We start from the raw sequence: 18,043 nt of genomic DNA, 5'->3' as shown, positions 1-18,043 counted from the left end.
CCGCAAAACAGCTGATTTAGATAAATTAATTTAATAGGAATAGAAGATAACCATAGAATCTTTAACACTAAAAATTTGTATAATGATATTAATATTCGTATCTTTGCCACACCAATTTAAGTAATGAAATAAATGAAGTATTCTGAATTACACAAAAAACTACGTGAAGCAGGTTGTTATATAGTAAGGCAAGGAAGTAATCACCCCATTTGGTTTAGTCCTCTCACTAATAAAGAATTCCCAACCAGTAAACACGAAAGTCAAGAAGTAAAAGCAGGTACTTTAAATAGCATTCTTAAATTAGCTGGTCTTAAAAATAAACAGAAGATATGAAAGTAAAAGCAATTATAGAAAGAGGTAACGATGGCTCTTATGGCATCTATTTAGATGATGATAATTTAAATTTTGGAATCATAGGAGAAGGTAATACAGTAGCCGAGGCTAAAGATGACTTTTTGTTATGTCGTGATGAGATGAAAGAGTATTACGATGAAATAGGTAAAGAGTTCCCCGATTTAGAATTCATATATCAATATGACACCGCATCTTTCTTAGAATATTACAGCAAAATTATTTCATTGGCAGGATTAGAACGTCTTACTGGAGTAAATCAAGGGCAACTAAGCCACTATCTCACAGGCAAACGTAAACCTAGCGCCAAAACTACTCAAAAAATACAACGCCATTTGCACGCTTTTGGTAAAGAATTACAGCATTTAGAGTTTGCTTAATATACTGTCTCACATTACACTCTCGTCACTCCACAGAGCACAACCAAAAAAGCAGGTTGCTAATTAGCAACCTGCTTTTTTTTCCGTGACCGCAAGAGGAGTCGAACCTCCAACCTTCAGAACCGGAATCTGATATTCTATCCAGTTGAACTATGCGGCCTCTTTTAAACTATATATTACTAAGACAATAATCTCTTTACAATCTCCGAAATGAGCTTGCCATCAGCCTTACCAGCCAATTGTTTGGTGGCTACACCCATTACCTTGCCCATATCCTTAGGCGTAGTAGCGCCCACTTGGTTAATAATCCCTCTCAGAGCAGTTTCTACTTCTGCTTCACTGAGTTGAGCCGGTAAGAACTTCTCTATCACCGCCATTTGGGCTAATTCAGGCTCAGCTAAGTCATTCCTACCTTGCTGTGTGTACAAAGCCGCACTGTCCTTGCGCTGTTTTACTAATTTTTGTAACAGTTTAAGTTCATCAGCTTCCGAAAGTTCTTCGGCAGCCCCTGCTTCTGTTTTGGCTAACAAAATAGCCGATTTAATAGCTCTCAACGATTCTAATGCCACTGTGTCCTTGGCTTTCATCGCTTCTTTGAGAGCCTCCATTACTTTAGTTTGTAAACTCATAATTTTTCAGTGTTTTGTGGGGCAAAAGTAATGCTATATTTGTAAACTGCCAACTTTTACCTCTATTTTTTATTTCCAGCGGAGGCTTTCCATTATCCTCCTCACATCTTTTTCTAAATAATTACTCGCAGGTTGTACCGAATCGTAATTAGGAACCACCCTAAAATACACCGAACCTGATATAAAATGACGCACACTATCGGTAGCGTAAAACTGTGCTTGCGAAGCTGCATTGCCATACACTTGGTAAAACATACCGTACACTTTGGTCGTATCGTTCATAAATACTGTCGAAGCAATATTATCCGCTTTAATCGTATGGTCATAAGTAAACTTCTGTGCATCACTCAGCAACTGACGGATATTGCCATTCACATTTTTATAAGTGAGATAAACCGTAGCCTTCATCGCAGGATATTCTATATTAACATCACACGAATGGGGTTTGTATTTCAATTCCGATAGCGTATTTACCTCAAAAGTAAACGGACAATTAGGCAATTCGGTTACTTTCTGATATGATGCTTGCGGGTATTCCAATCGCAATACTCCCTTAGGCTTAGGCAATATATCAGTACCACAAGCTACTAACAATAGCACTACACTACTCAACAGACTATAAATAAGTTTTTTCATACATCACACTAATACCAAAAAACCTCAGCCACTTATGCTAAGGTTTTTCAGTGTAAAAAAGTTTTTATAATGGGTGAAAAATTATTCTACAGGTTTTTCTTCTGCTTTCACTTCTTTTTTCTCACCACCTTTTTCGTGGCAGGACTTTTTGCCATCTTTCTTACCATCTTTTTTGCAACAAGATTTCTTTTTGCCATCTTTATTGCACTCTTTTTTCTCGCCGTCTTTATCGCAAGATTTCTTCACTTTCACTCCTCCGTTACCATCTTGGTCTACGATAAGGCTTTTAGCGATTTGATTTACATTAAGGGTCATAGCCCCTACATTAGTACTAAATGCAAACATTACAAATGCTGCAACAATTAATTTAAAAGTGTTCTTCATACAATTTTATATTTAGTTATTAATTTTCTATTTATCAATATATTTCCATTCTTATCCCAACATCGCATACCCCATTGTAGCAACGCCTATTTCCACATTAGGTACGGTTTTCAGTAGCTCATAACAGTTGGTGAGCGTAGCTCCTGTGGTCACCACATCATCTACCAAAAGCACCTTCTTGCCTTCTATTCTATGAGTGTTTTGAAGAGAAAATATATGTTCACTCTCCTTCAAACGTCGCCACACTACCTTTCGGGTTTGCGTAGTATTAGCTTCAATTTTCACCAATACATCATCTATATAATCAAGGTGTAACACTGTGGCAAGTGTCCTGCCAAACAAGGCGACTTGGTTGTATCCTCGCTTGCGTTCTTTGCTTTTGTGCAAAGGCACAGGCAACACCACCTCAGCCTGCTGAAATAGGGGCGCATTCTTTATCTTTTCACCGAGCCATTGTCCTAACCACTCCCCTATCTGCTCATCTCCTTTATACTTTAAAGAATGTATCAAATGTTGTGCCATATTATCCTTTTTAAAGTAAAATAATGCAGTAGCCGCAAACACTTCGCACTCTTCTGTCAGTCGCTGGGTAAACAAATTTTCCGCCTGCAAATGAAAGTCCGTTTCTTCCAACTTTTCTCTACAATTTACACACAAAAATTGCTCACCTGTAACCAATAATTTTCCACAACCTCTGCAATAAGCAGGTGATAACACCGAAAGTATATCCGATAAAATCATAATTCTTTTAGCTAATAGGTCGTTAATAGCTTCCTCTTAAATCTACCTTCTCTCCTTCCGCTCCTCGTTCATTGTTCGTTCATTGTTCGTCTTATTTTTCCGTTACTACACTCCCTCTCCTTGGGAGTAGTCTCCGAATAGGAAACTATGTGATTGAGGAGAGGATTTTTTATTCGTTTTTTGTTCATTATCTGCCCGTGCGGCTCGCACCTGCCCGTGCCTTGCACCGTTGTTTATTCGTTTATATGTATAAACTTTGCCAAAGTTTCAAATCTTTGGCAAAGTTGAAATCCACTAATAACCTTCTTTTTATCTCTGCCTTAGCTTCAACTTTCCTTCTACTTAGGTTCGTTGTTCCTTCGTTCATCGTTCGTCTTTTGTTCGTTGTAGAGCCACTGTAGACCCACTGTAGACCCACTCTTTGTCCATTTATCCTATAAGCTTTGTATAATCCTCTCCCAATTTCACTATTAACCATTAACCATTAATCATTAAGCACTAACCATTAATCTAAAACTTTTTCGGCAAATATACTCCTTTTTCCAAAAAATAATAGTACCTTTGTCCAATTATTTTTGATCTGAAACAAAACTTAATCTATTTTTACAACTGAAAATCAATTGAATATATGGCAAATACAGACGATCAATTCAAAAAAGTTATTGCTCACGCCAAAGAATATGGCTTTATTTTCCCTTCAAGTGAAATCTACGACGGTCTTGGTGCCGTGTACGATTATGGTCAAAATGGCGTTGAACTAAAAAAGAATATCCGCGAATATTGGTGGCGCGCAATGGTGCAGATGAACGAGAACATTGTGGGTATCGATGCTGCTATCTTTATGCACCCTACTACGTGGAAGGCTTCTGGGCACGTCGATGCTTTCAACGACCCTCTTATCGATAACAAAGACTCTAAAAAACGTTACCGCGCCGATGTGCTCGTAGAAGATTACGTCGCTAAACTCGATGATAAAATTGAAAAAGAAATTGCTAAAGCCCAAAAACGCTTCGGCGATGCTTTCGACCGCGAGCAGTTTATAACTACCAATCCTCGTGTGTTAGAATACAAAAAACGTGGCGAAGAAATATTACACCGCTTGGGTAAATCTCTTGAGAAAGAAGACCTCGCCGATGTAAAAGCTCTTATTGAAGAACTCGAAATTGCCGACCCCGAAACAGGTTCTCGCAACTGGACAGATGTAAAACAGTTCAACCTAATGTTCGGTACCAAAATAGGCGCCTCTGCCGATGCCTCTATGGATTTATACCTACGTCCCGAAACCGCTCAGGGTATTTTCGTAAACTTCCTAAACGTGCAAAAATCCGGACGTATGAAAATTCCTTTTGGTATCGCCCAAACAGGTAAAGCCTTCCGCAACGAGATTGTGGCACGTCAGTTTATTTTCCGTATGCGCGAGTTCGAACAAATGGAAATGCAATTCTTCATCAAACCAGGTACCCAACAACAATGGTATGAGTACTGGAAAGAAACGCGCCTCAAATGGCACTTGTCCTTAGGAATGGGTGAAGAAAACTATCGCTATCACCCACACGAAAAGCTTGCCCACTACGCCGATGCTGCTTGCGATATCGAGTTCCGTTTCCCATTTGGTTTCAAAGAATTAGAAGGTATTCACTCTCGTACCAATTTCGACCTCGGTAACCACGAAAAGTATTCAGGCAAAAAAATGCAATACTTTGACCCCGAAGAAAACAAGAGCTATACTCCTTACGTACTCGAAACCTCTATCGGGCTCGACCGTATGTTCCTTGCGGTATTCTCCAACTCATTGCAAGAAGAAGCATTAGAAGGAGGAGATACCCGTACCGTATTGCGCTTGCCTTTTGTGTTGGCTCCTACCAAAGTAGCTGTATTGCCATTGCTCAAAAAAGACGGACTTCCAGAAGTTGCCGAACAAATTGTGAACGAGCTAAAATACGATTTCAATGTAGCTTACGACGAAAAAGATGCAGTAGGTCGCCGTTATCGCCGCCAAGATGCGGTAGGGACACCTTTCTGCGTAACTGTCGATCACCAAACTTTGGAAGACAACACCGTTACCTTACGCCACCGCGACACTATGGAGCAAGTGCGCATTGCCATTCCCGAATTGCGCAACACTATTGCCAAAGAAGTGGATATGCGCAATTGGCTTCACAAATTAGATACGAAGTAAGAGATAAGAGGTAAGAAAATGACTGAAACTCTAACAATCAAACGTCCCGTGCCCATAGACGAAGAAGTGTTGTGGGATAAAACCACTACCCTGATGAGTCGTACCAACAGGCACGGGCATATAATGGAAACCAATAAGGCATTTCAGGAAGTATCAGGCTATACTGAGGCTGAGTTGTATGACCAGCCTCATAGCCTTATCCGCCACCCCGATATGCCCAAAGTAGTTTTCAAAATACTGTGGGAAAACCTCAAAGGGCATAATAATTTCCACGCTATCATCAAGAACCTCTCTAAAAGCGGGCGCTATTATTGGGTGATTACTAATTTTGAAATAGTACGCAATGAGCAAGATGAGATTACTGCCTTTGTATCACACCGCAAAGCATTGCCTAAAACACTCATCAGCGAGCATATAGCCCCTTTGTACGAACGTCTTTTAAAGATAGAAAAAGCCAATGGTTTGGAAGTAAGTGAACGCTATTTCAACGGCTTTTTAGAAGACCGTAAAACTACCTACGATGCTTTCATTCGCCAATTGCTCAAAGAAAACGCCGAAGAAATCAAAGCCTTCTACAACAACAAAAACACCGATAGCTTTTTAACAGAACTCATTCGATGAAATACTTTTTACTATCCTTTCTCCTTCTATCCCTATATCCTGTTACAGCACAGGAAAACGACTCTATTCCACAAACTACATTGGATAGCATTGCAAAGCATTTGCAAGGCTCACACCCATCTGAAGCAGATTTATCAGGCAAACAATATAAAATCAATGATAATCTAACCTATGTATACCAAAAACCGCGTTTTGTAGATATCTTCAACAAAATACCACGCAACATAGGTAAATCGGCGGTCGAGATGGTGTCTAAACCGAATTATCCTTACGGATTGGCAGCTATTGGTGCTACTGCTGCACTTATACCCGCTGACCCTTGGCTCATTAGAGAGAGTAGAAATTTGGGAGAGAATTTAGGACTAAATGAAGCACATACCTATAAGAAGTTAGGCTTTTTGAAGATTATTCCCGCCGATGTAAACTCAGCAATGTACTTTATTGGCAATGGTACGACTTTTATCATTATCAGTGGGGGAATGGCTACTTATGGTCTTATCACAGGTGATTATCGCGCCAAAAGTACTGCTATGCAGATATTGGAAAGCATCATTGTATCGGGGGCATTTGTACAACCTATTAAGCGACTTACAGGGCGCGAGAGTCCGTTTATAACCGCAGACGACGGGCGTTGGCACAGTCAGTGGACATTTGCTCCCAGCTTTAAAGCTTACCAAGAGGATACCCCTATGTATGACGCTATGCCCTCTGGACACCTGACTACTGCAATGTCAGCACTCACAGTGATTGCCGAAAACTACCCCGACTACAAATGGATAAAGCCCGTAGGTTACACAGCTTTAGGTTTGATGTGCTACGAGATGATGCAAAGTAAAGTACACTGGGCTTCCGATTACCCTATTGCCCTATTTGTGGGCTATATTACCGGTAAAACGATTGCTAACAGACGCATCACCAAAATAAAAAAAGAAGACACTTTCTTAGTTAATAAAGTAAAATATAATTGGGAATTCTGTACCTCCAACACTTGGGAAGGATATCAGCTACTTGGAGTAAATATTAAATTTAAGTAAGGAAGATTATTCACTTACATCTTCTAAATGGACGACTTCTACACCTGCTTTTTCGAGAAAAGCTAAGCCCTCGTTATCGCGATAGCCTTCCTTATACACCACGCGCTTAATCCCCGATTGGTAGATGAGCTTACTGCACTCTTTGCAAGGTGACATTGTGATATAGAGTGTCGCTCCTTCCGACGATTGAGTAGACGAAGCAACTTTCATTATCGCATTGGCTTCGGCGTGAAGTACATACCAATGGGTATTGCCTTCCTCATCTTCACAACAGTTATCAAAACCAGTAGGCGTACCATTATAACCGTCAGAAATAATCATACGGTCTTTTACTATTATAGCTCCTACTTGCTTGCGCTGTGAATAAGACAATTTTGCCCATTCCATCGCCATACGCATATAAGCTTTGTCATAACGCAATTGCTTTTCTCGCTGTTGTTTCGTCATCTTGTAATTGTTTTTTAAGAAGTGCTACCGAAGAGAACTTTCGTTCTTCACGTAGGTATTTTACAAAATATATTGTGAGCTCACGGTCGTAAAGGTCACCGTTGAAGTCAAAGAAATACACCTCGATAGACGCTCCTTTTCCTTCGATAGTAGGGTTTTTGCCAATGCTCATCATTCCATAAACTTTTCGTGCACCAATGTAGCTATACACGGCATATACGCCATCTTTGGGAATGAGTTTGTAGTCCTCAGTTACTTGTATATTAGCCGTAGGGTAGCCTAAGGTACGCCCCAATTTGAGTCCGTGTATCACCGTGCCTGTAAGGCTGTAAGGAGTCCCGAGGTAATGCTCGGCAGTGGTAACGTCGCCTTTATTCAACGCCTCTCTTATCTTGGTGGAACTCACCGATACTTCATCTACTTCTTGCACTGATATTTCTTCCACAGCAAAGCCATACTTTTCGCCAAATAAACGCATATCGTTTATATTTGCGGTACGATTGCGCCCAAAACGATGGTCGCAACCAATAATCACCTTTTTCACGTTGAGGTGCTGTACCAAAATAGTACTTACGAACTCCTCGGCAGTAAGTTGAGCAAAAGCCTCATTAAAAGGTTGCACCACGAGCAAATCGACGCCTAATTGCTGGAGTAGTTGTTTCTTCTCTTCCAAAGTGTGAATAAGTTTCAAACTTTTGTCGTGTTGCACTACCATTCGCGGATGCGGAAAGAAAGTGAATATTGTTGCTAAAAGTCCTCCTTGGCGAGCTGTTGTTACTACCCTTTCAATGATTTTCTGATGTCCCAAATGCACACCATCGAACGTGCCTATGGTGAGCACCGTAGGTTGCTGGGTAGTAAAAGTAGTAATATCGGTTATTTCTCTCACTTATTGTAGAACTTATTGTAAATATCTATATACTTTTCTTTAATCACACGTCGTTTGAGTTTGAGAGTAGGAGTGAGATGACCGCCGTCTATCGTCCATTCATCGGGGGTGAAATCAAAAAGTTTTACTTGTTCCCACTTGCCTAAATGATTGTTTACCTTTTCTACCTCTTTAGCAATACGGTCGTGAACGGCTTGATTTTGTATAATCTCTTCGTTGGTCTTTCCTAATTTTACTTTATGACGGCGCGCCCATTCTCTTACAAACGGGAAATTGAGCTGAATAATAGCAGCTGGCATCTTTTCACCTTCGCCTACTACCATTACATTCTCAATGAAACGAGAGAGTTTCAACTGGTTTTCTATCAGCTGAGGCGATACGTATTTACCGCCTGAAGTTTTGAAGATTTCTTTTTTGCGGTCAGTGATTTTAAGGAAGCCATCAGCGTCAAGCTCGCCTATATCGCCTGTGTGGAAGAAACCATCGGTGATGTTTTGATCTGTTTGCTCGGGGTCTTTATAGTAGCCCAACATCACGTTCTCGCCTTTCACAAGTATTTCACCGTCTTCGGCAATTTTTACATCTATATTGACAATAGGTTTCCCTACGGTACCTATTTTCCAAAATCTACCCGATTCGCGGTTTACTGCAATAACGGGAGCGGTTTCAGTAAGACCATAACCTTCCATAATTTTCAGCCCTGCAGCAGAGAACACCTTAGCCAAACGCGGTGAGAGGGCAGCACTACCTGAGACAATCATCTGTATGCGTCCGCCTAAGGCTTCACGCCATTTACTAAAGATGAGTTTGCGTGCTAATTTTAGCTTGAACTGATACCAAGCGCCATTAGCACCATAAGGTTCGTACTGAAAGCCTAAATTGAGTGCCCAAAAGAAGAGTTTGCGTTTAATGCCTTTAAGTTCTGCCCCTTTTGCGAAGATTTTGTCGTAAATCTTCTCTATGAGTCGGGGTACTACTGTAATAATATGCGGTTTTACTTCGCGTAAATTATCACTGATTTTATCGAGAGATTCAGCAAAATAAATGCTTAGACAATCGTACTGATACAAATAGGTGAGCATACGCTCAAACACGTGGCATACAGGCAAAAAGCTGAGTGCTGTAGAGCCTTCGGTAATAGGCAAACGGTCTTGGCAGTTCAGTATGTTAGAGATGATATTCCAGTGGGAGAGCATTACCCCTTTTGGACGGCTGGTAGTGCCCGAAGTGTAGATGATAGTTGCTAAATCGTCTTTTTGAATACTATCTTTGCGTGCTTCCACTTCAGCTTGATTGCTCTCATCGGCGCCTAAATCGAGGATTTCTTGCCAATGGTGAGCATAAGGTACATCGTTGAAGGTAAAAATAGTTTTTAGATGAGGCAATTTATCTTGGATAGAAGAGATTTTCTCCCATAGTTCTTTATCGGAAACGACACAGTATTTACATTCCGAATGGTTGAGAATATACTCGAAATCCTCTAAGTTGATAGTGGGATAGATAGGTACATTCTGTGCGCCTACTTGTAAAATCCCGATGTCGAGCACGTGCCATTCGGTGCGATTAGTACTTGAAATGACCGCTATTTTATCATTTTTTTCAATGCCTAAGCGCAATAAGCCTCGGCTTACGGTATTCGCTTTTTGGATATATTCAGCGGTAGAGGTTTTTGCCCACTCACCGTTGTATTTGGTAGCAAAAGCGACCTCTAAAGGGTGTTTAGATTGTTGATAATAAGGTATATCGAATAAACGATTTACGGTATTCATTGGTTTAAATTTTTGTTACAGAGGGCAAAAGTAATAAATAATTACGAAATACGAAATACGAATGACGAAAAAAGGAAAAAACTTTATTTTTCTGGAAAAAAATTGTCTTTTATCATTTGTAATTTACAATTAATTCATACTTTTGCACCAAATAAAAACAATTGAGATATAGAAGAATAGAAAAATACACATAAGATTTAAAGAGAAAGTTGTTAATATTCCTTTTTAAAAGAATCTGGTAAATTCAATAAAAAAGCAGAGGTAATTAACAAATAGTTTCTCGCCCCACAAGGGCGTGAACTGTTTTTGTTACATACCTGTTTTTGGGCATACCAGAGCCTTTTTAAAAGTGTGAACAAAACATTCACGCTTTTTTTATGCTCTAAAAGTTGCCCTTACTCATATCGTAACATCAAAATTAAATCAATAACAAATGAAAAAAATCGTTTTATTCAGTGCTTTGGCACTACTGTTAGCGAGTTGTGGAGGTAGAAGAGAGTTATCACACAATGTAAACAACCATACTACTCAAGTGGTATTGGCTAAAAATAACTTTAAAGTAGTAGAACACGTGAAAGGAGAAGCTTCTAATCAATATTTTCTTATTGTAGGAGGTGGAAGACGTGGCTTGGTAGAAAAAGCAAGAGCTAAAATGCTTCAAAATGCCAATTTGGTAGGCTCTTCAAGAGCGGTTATCAATGAAACTGTAGAAATACATTCTTTCTTTTTCTGGTTTGGTATGCAATACACAGTAACTGTTTCAGCTGACGTAATCGAATTTACTGAATAGTAAAACACAAAAAAAAAGCTGTTCAAAAAGTTTTATTTTTATAGGGGCGTTTACAAGCGCCCCTATAAATGTAATGTCAATGAGATTGACTATCAATGATTTCAGCTTTGAAAAAGTCATAGCACAACAGGGCGTGAGCTATACGGGGAACGGAAACTTTAGCAAGGTATAACGGCAGTAAGATGAACGAAGAGTGGCTCTACAGTGGCTCTACAGTGGCTCTACAACGAACAAAAGACGAACCTAAATAGGAAGTAAGTTAAAGCTAAGATAGAGCTAAAAAGAAGGGTAGTTAAGGGATTTCTATTTTGGTAAGAGTCGTAGCACGAAGAGCGAACAGAAACTTTGGCAAGGTATATAGTAAAAAAGCAATTAAAAAAGAGAATTTTGTTATATCGAGCTCACTTCAAACAAAAAAAGAGTCAATTTGTAAGTATACAAATTGACTCTTTTTCTAATTGAGAAATTGGCAAATTACCAAATTATTCTACGGTCACTGATTTGGCTAAATTACGAGGTTGATCGACATTGCAACCGCGCTTGATAGCGATATAATAGGACAACAACTGCAAAGGTACTGAGGCTAAAATAGGGGTAAGCGCCTCACTGATTTCGGGTATTTCAATCACGTGGTTTGCTAAGCCCGCCATTTGGGTATCGCCTTCGGTTACTACGGCTATAATTTTACCTTTGCGCGCCTTTATCTCTTGTGCATTGGAAACTACCTTATCATAATGACCTTTAGACGGTGCTATGAATATCACCGGCATATTCTCATCGATAAGGGCGATAGGCCCGTGTTTCATCTCGGCAGCAGGATAGCCTTCGGCGTGAATATAGGATATTTCTTTGAGTTTTAAAGCCCCTTCCAAAGCGGTAGGGAAATTAAAACCACGACCTAAATACAAGCAATTGGTAGCAGTTTTATAGCTTTCGGCTATCTCGGCTATCTTGTGATCGACTGATTTGATAGTCGTTTCGAGCAACTGGGGCACACGTTCTAATTCCTTGCAAAGGTGGTGATAGGTTTCTGTACTGAGGGTGCCCTTTTTATGTCCTAAATGCAAAGCGATAAGGGTAAGCACCGTAAGTTGGGTGGTAAAGGCTTTGGTAGAAGCTACCCCTATTTCAGGGCCTGCGTGGGTGTAAGTGCCAGAATGGGTGATACGCGCAATTGATGAACCTACCACATTGCAAATACCGTAGATAAAAGCTCCTTTTTCTTTCGCTAATTTGAGGGCTGCTAAGGTATCGGCGGTCTCGCCTGATTGTGAAATAGCAATGACGATATCCCCCTTATTGATAATAGGGTTGCGATAACGGAACTCTGAGGCGTACTCTACCTCCACAGGAATACGAGCGTATTCTTCTAACAGATATTCACCTACCAAGCCTGCGTGCCACGAAGTTCCACACGCTACAATAACGATGCGTTTGGCATTGAGGAAGGTTTCTAAATGATTATCAACTCCTGATAGTTTGGTAGTATGATCGGGCAAGAGGCGACCGCGCATCGTGTCTTGGATAGACTTAGGCTGCTCGTAGATTTCTTTGAGCATAAAATGGTCGTATCCGCCTTTTTCAATTGCTTCGAGGTTGAGTTTGAGTTGTTGTACAAACGGACTCACCTGCTCATTACTACCTATTTTAATCACTTTCAACGGTTTGTTGAGGTGAATGGTAGCCATTTCGCCATCTTCTAAATACACAGCGTTTTGGGTATACTCTATAAAAGGAGAGGCATCGGAAGCGATGAAAAACTCGCCGTCACCTACCCCGATTACCAATGGACTACCCAAGCGGGCTACTACTATTTCCTCAGGTTTACTTTCCTCCATTACAGCAATGGCAAAAGCACCCACCACCTCGTTGAGCGCATAGCGCACGGCAGTCTCTAAATTGACGTTTTCTTTTTCTTTGAAGTATTCGATGAAGTTTACTAATACTTCGGTGTCAGTATCTGAATGGAATACAAATCCCTCTTTGATGAGGTTTTGCTTGATACTCTCGTAATTCTCAATAATACCGTTGTGTACAATCGCTATTTTGCCAGAATTAGAACGGTGAGGGTGTGAATTAATATCGTTAGGCACTCCGTGAGTAGCCCAACGGGTATGCCCCATACCGCAACCATAAGTAGGAACATTTTCCCCTGCTTTGGCTACCAAATCGGATACTTTGCCCTTGGTTTTTTCTCCGTAAAACTGGTCAGCGTTTAAGATAAAACCTGCGCTGTCATATCCGCGATACTCTAAGCGTTTTAACCCATCAATCACGATGGGAAAAGCGGCACGTTTGCCTAAATAACCTACAATTCCACACATATTTTTAAGTTCTTTTTATTATTTATTAATTTACACTCTCACACTTTCAGGCACTAATACGGTATAATCACCGTGATTGCGAATAACATCGCGCACAATAGACGATGATATAAACGAAGTACGCGCTGCCGTTAGTAAAAAGACAGTTTCTATTTGGGATAATTTGCGGTTAGTATGCGCAATAGCTTTTTCAAACTCAAAGTCGGCTGGGTTGCGCAAACCTCTGAGGATGAACTGAGCATCGATTTCTTTGCAGAAGTCTACTGTAAGCCCTTGGTAAGTAGTAACTTTTACTTTGGGTTCATCGGCAAAGGCTTTTTCGATAAACTCTTTGCGTTGTTCTACCGTAAACATATAGTTCTTGTCGCCATTAACACCTATGGCAACCACAATTTCATCGAATAGGTCTAAAGCGCGTTTGATAATATCGTAATGACCTAAGGTAATGGGGTCAAACGACCCTGGAAATAAAGCTCTTTTCAATGATTAACGATTAATGGTTAGTGATTCAATACTCGTTCTATTTCACTTTCGAATAGTTCTTCAAGACTGATGCCTGCTACTTTAGCTTGTTGAGGCAGTAAACTCGCTTCTGAAAGCCCTGGTGTAGTATTCATTTCAAGCAAATAAGGCGTGTCGCCTACGATGATGAACTCACTTCGGCTGAAGCCTTCCATTTTCAACAATCGGTATACACGTTCTGCCAAAGCGTTGATTTTAGCCGTCATTTCGGCAGATAGGCGTGCAGGGGTAATTTCTTGAGACTTGCCGTTATATTTGGCATCATAATCGAAGAAATCATTCTCGGATACTATCTCAGTCATTGGGAGAACTTTTATTTCACCGCGATAGTTGATTACCCCGATAGAGATTTCAGTACCTTTTAGGAAACTTTCTATAAGTATCTCATCATCTACCGTAAAAGCTTTATCAATAGCCTCTTTCAGGGCAGCTTCTTCATTTACTTTGCTAGCGCCTAAGCTACTACCTGCCTTATTAGGTTTTACAAAGCAAGGTAAGCCTACTTTGGCTACAATATCAGCTGTATTATAGTTTTCACCTTTGTTGAGATAGTAAGAAGGGGCTGAAAGAATACCAAAAGGTTTGAGTACCGATAGCATATCACGTTTGTTGAATGTAAGAGCCGAAGCATACATACTGCATCCTGTAAGCGGTAAGCCAATCAAATTGAAATAGGCTTGTAAATAACCGTCTTCACCAGGAGTGCCGTGAATGGCATTGAAAACGGCATCAAAAGTAATTTTACGTCCGTTTACTGTTACCGAGAAGTCGTTTTTATCAATAGGGTGTTCGTTGTTTTGAGCATCTACGTACACCCATTTATCGCGGTCGATACGCACGGGGTAAGGTACATATTTATCTTGGTTGAGATGTTTGGCTACTACTGCAGCACTCTTTAAAGAAACGGGAGCTTCATTAGAGTAACCTCCCATTATGATTGCTATATTCTTTTTCATTTTTTTTCAATAGTATTACTTCTGTCTGAAATACACGTCAATAGGCACACCGTTAAAATCAAAGTTCTCACGGAGTTTGTTTTCTATAAAACGTCGGTAGGGGTCTTTTACGTACTGTGGCAAATTAGCAAAGAAAGCAAACTGTGGCATAGGTGTAGGCAACTGGGTACAGAATTTTATCTTGATGTATTTTCCTTTGATAGCGGGAGGGGGGTAGTTCTCTATGATAGGCAACATCACCTCATTGAGTTTGCGGGTAGGTATGCGCTTAGTGCGGTTGTTGTACACAGCTACAGCAGTTTCTATGGCTTTGTAGATACGTTGCTTATTCAGTACTGATACAAACAAGATAGGCACATCGGTGAAAGGTTCTATTTCTTTGCGGATAGCTGCTTCATACTGTTTAGCAGTATTGTTTTCCTTCTCTACCAAATCCCATTTGTTTACCAATATCACTATACCTTTACGATTGCGTTGTGCCAACCAGAAGATATTAGCATCTTGGCTTTCAAAATCACGTGTAGCATCGAGCATCAAAATACATACATCGGAGTGTTCAATGGCGCGAATAGAACGCATTACCGAGTAAAACTCTAAGTCCTCTTTCACTTTGGCTTTACGGCGGATTCCCGCTGTATCAACTAAGTTGAACTCAAATCCAAAGCGGTTATATTTAGTGTCAATCGCATCGCGTGTAGTGCCTGCAATATCAGTAACAATATAACGATCTTCACCTATAAGAGCATTGATAAATGATGATTTACCCGCATTAGGTCTCCCTACTACGGCAAAGCGCGGTAAGGTGTCTTCTTCTTGTTGTTCTTTTACGGGCAAGAGCGCTACCAAGTCGTCTAACAATTCACCCGTACCGCTACCATTTACACTTGATAGGGCGTAGAGATGTTCAAAACCTAAGGCATAAAACTCGTGCATATCGTTGCGACGGTTGTTGCTATCTACTTTGTTTACCGCTACTAATATCGGTTTACGGCATTTACGCAACAACTCAGCCACCGATTCGTCCATACCAGTAAGCCCTTCTTCTACGTTTACCATAAAGATAATCGCATCGGCTTCGTCTATGGCTAAGGCAACTTGTTTGTTGATTTCTTTCTCGAAAGAATCGTCACCTCCCGCTAAGTAACCACCTGTATCAATAACAGAAAAAGAGACCCCGTTCCAGTCGGTTTTACCATAATGGCGGTCGCGTGTTACGCCACTTACAGCGTCCACGATAGCCTCTCGGCGTTTTATCAAACGGTTAAAAAAAGTGGATTTACCTACATTCGGTCGTCCCACAATGGCTACTATAGCACTCATAATACACCTACTTATTTTTTGCAAAGATAGAAATTAATTAACAAATGACAATTATCTTCTTACAATCGCTGTTCTTTTTTATATGGATTGGGGCGATAGCCGTCCATTAGCACATCGTTTTCCATTATAAACGGAATGGCATTGGGTTGCTCCCATTCTATATCATATCGGTTCATTAAGTAATCACTGAGCTGGGTGCGATTCTCTAATTTTATTGCCTGATAGGGTTCTTGAAAAGCGAGTTTTTCTATAAAGAGCAACTTGCCGTCAAAAGGTACTAATACTCCTACGTGTCCTACAAAAAGTGTGTTCTCCTCTGGGGTGATTTGGGAATGGAAGACTGCCGAGATAAGCGATGCCTTAGTAGGGTCGTTTTTATAACGGAAATTGATACCGCGCTCTTTCCACGCTTCTTGCATCGCCTGCAAATGAGTGTTTATATCTTTGGTATTAGTAGTGAGCACCTCGGTAAAGAGGGTAAAAAAGTTATTTTCTTCCTCAGAGGTAAAGAACTTCTTAGGAGTATTGTGCAAGGATTCACGGTCTATAAAAAGCACCTCATCTTCCTCTTTGCTAGCAAACTTTTTATCCGTAGGGAAAGAAATTAAATCACGCAAGAGGGTGAAAGAGGTAAGACGACAGTTATAGCCTTGAAACATAGGGTATTTAGCCGTCCAAATGCTTTGTATAGCAACCTCATCATACTTAGGTAGCAAGCTGTCAATAGTAACAAATCCTTTGGGTACTAAGCCTGCTTTATCGCCTACTGTTTGGTTGAAAAGGGCTACACTTTCCAAAAAAGAGGCTACATTTTGCTGAGATATCCCCGCTGCTGTAAGAGCTTTTTGCACTTCATCTTGGGTAGCGGTATCTACTAAATTAGAATAAGTGAGAGTAACAGCTGCCTTTTCAGTTGTTGCTTTCTTCTGCTGGCAAGAAATTGCTACCAAAGAAAGAATAGTTATCAATAGAAGTCTTTTCATTGTTTTAGTCATTACTTTCATAATAATAAGATTGTTCTATACCTTTAAAAATTACTTCACGGTCGTTTACTTTATCAGTAAGGGCAGGTTGCAACAAAAAGCGCAATTCCAAATCGTTGATAGGGCTACGCTCCATTGCTTGGAGATAAGGAGCTTTATCTATCCGTTGCCAATTCACTACTTTGCCTAAGCGTTTTTTGAGTATCAAGTCGAGCCATATACGAGTAGCACGTCCATTGCCTTCCATAAAAGGGTGGGCAATATTCATCTCTACGTATTTGGCTACAATTTCTTCAAAAGTATTTTCAGGCATTTGGTCTATTACGGGTAGGATAGCGTGCAAAAACATCGCATTGGCAAACTTAAAACCGCCCTTGCTGATGTTTAGCCGACGTATCTCACCTGCAAAATCGTAAAGCCCCTCAAAAAGATAGCGATGTATCTCGCATAATCCTTTAGTGATACCTACTTCTATCTGCTCTATAGTCCCACTCTCAAAAAGACGATAGGCTTTTTGTAAACTTTGCGCGTCGATTTCTTGAGTATTCATCTTCAATTTTCTCTGTTTAATGTATATATTAAGCTTGTATGCCTCTCCCCTATAAGCGGAAACAAGAAATCTTCAATGGTATGATGATAACCAAAACCACATTTTTCAAGTACTCGCTGTGAGGCAATATTTTCCTCGTATGCGCCTGCCCATAGCTGGGTAAGGTTCACCTGTTCAAAAGCATATTGTATTACCCTTAGGGTAGCTTCAGTAACATAGCCCTTGCCCCAAAAGTCTTCTCCAAGCCAATATCCTATTTCAGCTTCATTTTCGCTTACAGGAAGATTGCTCTCTCCTTGTAAAAGCAAGCCTATACTTCCTATGGGAATGTTGTTTGCTAAACAAATAGCAAAACTATGAGACTTGCTAAGGACAACCTCAATAATCTTTTGGCTCTCTTCTACACTTTTGTGAGGTAACCAACCGCACCGCTTGCCTATAATAGGATTGTGCGCTTGTGCGTATAAGGCTTCGGCATCTGTTGTTTTCCAGGGACGAAGCAAAAGACGCATTGTGTGAAGTACTTCCATAAACTTAA

The 18,043-nt window shown here is 40.3% G+C and carries 20 protein-coding genes and 1 tRNA gene; 6 read left to right on the top strand and 15 right to left on the bottom strand.

The features are described from left to right. Positions 1-132: 132 nt before the first annotated feature. Together HMPREF9072_RS08310 and HMPREF9072_RS08305 are read left to right on the top strand one after the other, a co-directional pair. Positions 133-333 carry a type II toxin-antitoxin system HicA family toxin gene (locus tag HMPREF9072_RS08310; RefSeq protein ID WP_009411288.1) on the top strand — a complete coding sequence of 67 codons (201 nt, stop codon included), beginning with the start codon at positions 133-135 and terminating at the stop codon, positions 331-333. Further along, entirely contained in the window at positions 330-731 is a 402-nt protein-coding gene (locus tag HMPREF9072_RS08305; protein ID WP_009411287.1) for a helix-turn-helix transcriptional regulator, read from the top strand. Before HMPREF9072_RS08310 ends, HMPREF9072_RS08305 begins: the two co-directional genes overlap by 4 nt. Positions 732-817: 86 nt before the next feature. Here HMPREF9072_RS08305 and HMPREF9072_RS08300 read toward each other — a convergent pair. From HMPREF9072_RS08300 to HMPREF9072_RS08280, 5 genes are all read right to left on the bottom strand, one after another. Next, a tRNA-Arg gene (locus HMPREF9072_RS08300) sits at positions 818-891 on the bottom strand. A 19-nt stretch (positions 892-910) separates the two neighbouring features. Further along, a complete protein-coding gene (locus HMPREF9072_RS08295; RefSeq protein WP_009411286.1) occupies positions 911-1,360 on the bottom strand; it encodes a GatB/YqeY domain-containing protein in 450 nt (149 codons plus the stop codon). Positions 1,361-1,429: 69 nt separating this feature from the next. Beyond that, complete coding sequence (gene gldD, locus HMPREF9072_RS08290) at positions 1,430-1,996, bottom strand: gliding motility lipoprotein GldD (protein ID WP_002675426.1); 567 nt, start codon at positions 1,994-1,996, stop codon at positions 1,430-1,432. Between the two features lie 81 nt (positions 1,997-2,077). Further along, positions 2,078-2,380, bottom strand: coding sequence for a hypothetical protein (locus HMPREF9072_RS08285; protein ID WP_002675425.1), 303 nt, complete (start codon positions 2,378-2,380; stop codon positions 2,078-2,080). A gap of 51 nt (positions 2,381-2,431) precedes the next feature. After that, positions 2,432-3,121 (bottom strand): ComF family protein, encoded by a 690-nt coding sequence (locus HMPREF9072_RS08280; RefSeq protein ID WP_009411285.1) that lies wholly within the window; start codon positions 3,119-3,121, stop codon positions 2,432-2,434. A gap of 628 nt (positions 3,122-3,749) precedes the next feature. Here HMPREF9072_RS08280 and HMPREF9072_RS08270 point away from each other — a divergent pair. From HMPREF9072_RS08270 to HMPREF9072_RS08260, 3 genes are read left to right on the top strand one after another with little or no spacing between them, the layout of a single operon-like run. Next, positions 3,750-5,300: a glycine--tRNA ligase gene (locus HMPREF9072_RS08270; protein WP_009411283.1), complete on the top strand. Its 1,551-nt coding sequence runs from the start codon at positions 3,750-3,752 to the stop codon at positions 5,298-5,300. A gap of 18 nt (positions 5,301-5,318) precedes the next feature. Further along, a complete protein-coding gene (locus HMPREF9072_RS08265; protein WP_009411282.1) occupies positions 5,319-5,921 on the top strand; it encodes a PAS domain-containing protein in 603 nt (200 codons plus the stop codon). Then, positions 5,918-6,955: a phosphatase PAP2 family protein gene (locus HMPREF9072_RS08260; protein ID WP_009411281.1), complete on the top strand. Its 1,038-nt coding sequence runs from the start codon at positions 5,918-5,920 to the stop codon at positions 6,953-6,955. The genes HMPREF9072_RS08265 and HMPREF9072_RS08260 overlap by 4 nt, the downstream gene beginning before the upstream one ends. Before the next feature lie 6 nt (positions 6,956-6,961). Here the strand turns inward: HMPREF9072_RS08260 and HMPREF9072_RS08255 are convergent, their stop codons facing one another. Genes HMPREF9072_RS08255 through HMPREF9072_RS08245 form a run of 3 tightly spaced genes read right to left on the bottom strand, consistent with a single transcriptional unit; the run spans position 6,962 to position 10,060 of the window. After that, the gene (locus HMPREF9072_RS08255; RefSeq protein ID WP_009411280.1) at positions 6,962-7,402 is read right to left on the bottom strand and encodes a dCMP deaminase family protein; all 441 of its coding nucleotides are present in this window, start codon (positions 7,400-7,402) and stop codon (positions 6,962-6,964) included. Then, on the bottom strand, positions 7,365-8,291 hold the full coding sequence (locus HMPREF9072_RS08250; RefSeq protein WP_009411279.1) for a bifunctional riboflavin kinase/FAD synthetase: 927 nt from the start codon (positions 8,289-8,291) through the stop codon (positions 7,365-7,367). Before HMPREF9072_RS08250 ends, HMPREF9072_RS08255 begins: the two co-directional genes overlap by 38 nt. Beyond that, positions 8,288-10,060, bottom strand: a complete 1,773-nt coding sequence (locus HMPREF9072_RS08245) for a long-chain fatty acid--CoA ligase (RefSeq protein ID WP_009411278.1) — start codon at positions 10,058-10,060, stop codon at positions 8,288-8,290. Before HMPREF9072_RS08245 ends, HMPREF9072_RS08250 begins: the two co-directional genes overlap by 4 nt. Before the next feature lie 433 nt (positions 10,061-10,493). Here HMPREF9072_RS08245 and HMPREF9072_RS08240 point away from each other — a divergent pair, with 433 nt between their 5' ends. Continuing rightward, positions 10,494-10,850 carry a DUF6567 family protein gene (locus HMPREF9072_RS08240; protein WP_009411276.1) on the top strand — a complete coding sequence of 119 codons (357 nt, stop codon included), beginning with the start codon at positions 10,494-10,496 and terminating at the stop codon, positions 10,848-10,850. Positions 10,851-11,332: 482 nt separating this feature from the next. Here the strand turns inward: HMPREF9072_RS08240 and glmS are convergent, their stop codons facing one another. From glmS to HMPREF9072_RS08205, 7 genes are read right to left on the bottom strand one after another with little or no spacing between them, the layout of a single operon-like run. After that, positions 11,333-13,174: a glutamine--fructose-6-phosphate transaminase (isomerizing) gene (glmS, locus tag HMPREF9072_RS08235; protein ID WP_009411273.1), complete on the bottom strand. Its 1,842-nt coding sequence runs from the start codon at positions 13,172-13,174 to the stop codon at positions 11,333-11,335. 30 nt (positions 13,175-13,204) lie between these two features. Next, positions 13,205-13,657 carry a pantetheine-phosphate adenylyltransferase gene (gene coaD, locus HMPREF9072_RS08230; protein ID WP_002677379.1) on the bottom strand — a complete coding sequence of 151 codons (453 nt, stop codon included), beginning with the start codon at positions 13,655-13,657 and terminating at the stop codon, positions 13,205-13,207. Between the two features lie 17 nt (positions 13,658-13,674). Further along, positions 13,675-14,652, bottom strand: a complete 978-nt coding sequence (locus HMPREF9072_RS08225; protein WP_009411272.1) for a D-alanine--D-alanine ligase — start codon at positions 14,650-14,652, stop codon at positions 13,675-13,677. Positions 14,653-14,667: 15 nt separating this feature from the next. After that, positions 14,668-15,972 (bottom strand): ribosome biogenesis GTPase Der, encoded by a 1,305-nt coding sequence (der, locus tag HMPREF9072_RS08220; RefSeq protein ID WP_009411271.1) that lies wholly within the window; start codon positions 15,970-15,972, stop codon positions 14,668-14,670. 59 nt (positions 15,973-16,031) lie between these two features. Beyond that, positions 16,032-16,955, bottom strand: coding sequence for a DUF4300 family protein (locus HMPREF9072_RS08215; RefSeq protein WP_034566314.1), 924 nt, complete (start codon positions 16,953-16,955; stop codon positions 16,032-16,034). A gap of 4 nt (positions 16,956-16,959) precedes the next feature. After that, a complete protein-coding gene (gene fic / locus HMPREF9072_RS08210; RefSeq protein ID WP_009411269.1) occupies positions 16,960-17,505 on the bottom strand; it encodes a protein adenylyltransferase Fic in 546 nt (181 codons plus the stop codon). A 2-nt stretch (positions 17,506-17,507) separates the two neighbouring features. Continuing rightward, complete coding sequence (locus tag HMPREF9072_RS08205) at positions 17,508-18,035, bottom strand: GNAT family N-acetyltransferase (RefSeq protein ID WP_034566306.1); 528 nt, start codon at positions 18,033-18,035, stop codon at positions 17,508-17,510. Between the last annotated feature and the right edge of the window lie 8 nt (positions 18,036-18,043).

The sequence above is a fragment of the Capnocytophaga sp. oral taxon 324 str. F0483 genome, assembly GCF_000318315.2.
Classification (GTDB): domain Bacteria; phylum Bacteroidota; class Bacteroidia; order Flavobacteriales; family Flavobacteriaceae; genus Capnocytophaga; species Capnocytophaga ochracea.
This window is presented reverse-complemented; position numbering and strand designations above follow the sequence as displayed.

Excerpts from the sequence above, each read along its gene's own strand:
- HMPREF9072_RS08310 (WP_009411288.1), top strand. The coding sequence starts at position 133 with ATGAAGTATTCTGAATTACACAAAAAACTACGTGAAGCAGGTTGTTAT.
- HMPREF9072_RS08305 (WP_009411287.1), top strand. The coding sequence starts at position 330 with ATGAAAGTAAAAGCAATTATAGAAAGAGGTAACGATGGCTCTTATGGC.
- HMPREF9072_RS08295 (WP_009411286.1), bottom strand. The coding sequence starts at position 1,360 with ATGAGTTTACAAACTAAAGTAATGGAGGCTCTCAAAGAAGCGATGAAA.
- gldD (WP_002675426.1), bottom strand. The coding sequence starts at position 1,996 with ATGAAAAAACTTATTTATAGTCTGTTGAGTAGTGTAGTGCTATTGTTA.
- HMPREF9072_RS08285 (WP_002675425.1), bottom strand. The coding sequence starts at position 2,380 with ATGAAGAACACTTTTAAATTAATTGTTGCAGCATTTGTAATGTTTGCA.
- HMPREF9072_RS08280 (WP_009411285.1), bottom strand. The coding sequence starts at position 3,121 with ATGATTTTATCGGATATACTTTCGGTGTTATCACCTGCTTATTGCAGA.
- HMPREF9072_RS08270 (WP_009411283.1), top strand. The coding sequence starts at position 3,750 with ATGGCAAATACAGACGATCAATTCAAAAAAGTTATTGCTCACGCCAAA.
- HMPREF9072_RS08265 (WP_009411282.1), top strand. The coding sequence starts at position 5,319 with ATGACTGAAACTCTAACAATCAAACGTCCCGTGCCCATAGACGAAGAA.
- HMPREF9072_RS08260 (WP_009411281.1), top strand. The coding sequence starts at position 5,918 with ATGAAATACTTTTTACTATCCTTTCTCCTTCTATCCCTATATCCTGTT.
- HMPREF9072_RS08255 (WP_009411280.1), bottom strand. The coding sequence starts at position 7,402 with ATGACGAAACAACAGCGAGAAAAGCAATTGCGTTATGACAAAGCTTAT.
- HMPREF9072_RS08245 (WP_009411278.1), bottom strand. The coding sequence starts at position 10,060 with ATGAATACCGTAAATCGTTTATTCGATATACCTTATTATCAACAATCT.
- HMPREF9072_RS08240 (WP_009411276.1), top strand. The coding sequence starts at position 10,494 with ATGAAAAAAATCGTTTTATTCAGTGCTTTGGCACTACTGTTAGCGAGT.
- glmS (WP_009411273.1), bottom strand. The coding sequence starts at position 13,174 with ATGTGTGGAATTGTAGGTTATTTAGGCAAACGTGCCGCTTTTCCCATC.
- HMPREF9072_RS08225 (WP_009411272.1), bottom strand. The coding sequence starts at position 14,652 with ATGAAAAAGAATATAGCAATCATAATGGGAGGTTACTCTAATGAAGCT.
- der (WP_009411271.1), bottom strand. The coding sequence starts at position 15,972 with ATGAGTGCTATAGTAGCCATTGTGGGACGACCGAATGTAGGTAAATCC.
- HMPREF9072_RS08215 (WP_034566314.1), bottom strand. The coding sequence starts at position 16,955 with ATGAAAAGACTTCTATTGATAACTATTCTTTCTTTGGTAGCAATTTCT.
- fic (WP_009411269.1), bottom strand. The coding sequence starts at position 17,505 with ATGAATACTCAAGAAATCGACGCGCAAAGTTTACAAAAAGCCTATCGT.
- HMPREF9072_RS08205 (WP_034566306.1), bottom strand. The coding sequence starts at position 18,035 with ATGGAAGTACTTCACACAATGCGTCTTTTGCTTCGTCCCTGGAAAACA.